Below are 718 nucleotides of genomic sequence, written 5' to 3' on the forward strand. Positions count from 1 at the left end.
CTAGTTCCTAAAACAAAATGGGATTTTGAAAGCGAAGACAAATGGCCAGCAGAGTGGCTAGGCTCTTTGAAAGTGGATCTGGACGACAATCCTGGTAAGCCAAGGAGCTTGGTAAAAGCGTGGATTCGTTATGTAATGCTGGCCGTTATTTTGGTAGCAAGCCGCGTAAGCTCTGAGTTTAAAGGTCTATTGCAAAGCGTCAGCGTGTCGTTTAGCAACATTCTAGGCGAGACAGGCGTTAGCGCTGCGATTCAGCCGCTTTACCTTCCTGGTGGTGTACTGGTGTTCGTTGCTCTGCTTGCTGCTGTATTGCAAAGCGGTAGCGCAAAACCTTTGCGTGAAGCATTCGGCGAGTCAAGCAAAACGCTAATCGGTGCAGGCTTCGTATTGGTGTTCACTATCCCGATGGTACGTATCTTCATCAACTCAGGTGTGAACGGTGCTGACCTAGCAAGTATGCCTGTAACAACCGCGAACTTTGCCCCAGACCTCGTTGGCTCTGCATTCCCAGCACTGAGTGCAACGGTTGGTGCGCTAGGTGCATTCATCGCAGGTTCGAATACCGTATCGAACATGATGTTCAGCCAGTTCCAATTCGAAGTCGCGCAGACATTGTCTATCTCAAGCGTGGTTGTAGTGTCACTGCAAGCCGTTGGCGCGGCTGCGGGTAACATGATTGCCATTCACAACGTGGTGGCAGCATCCGCAACCGTCGGTC

At 50.8% G+C, this 718-nt stretch carries 1 protein-coding gene; it reads left to right on the forward strand.

Annotation, left to right across the window (positions count from 1 at the left end; genetic code table 11):
• Positions 1 to 718 (forward strand): L-lactate permease (locus R7Q46_RS27005; protein ID WP_318078223.1); only part of this gene is annotated, 718 nt, incomplete at both ends.

The sequence above is a fragment of the Vibrio sp. 811 genome (assembly GCF_033339195.1).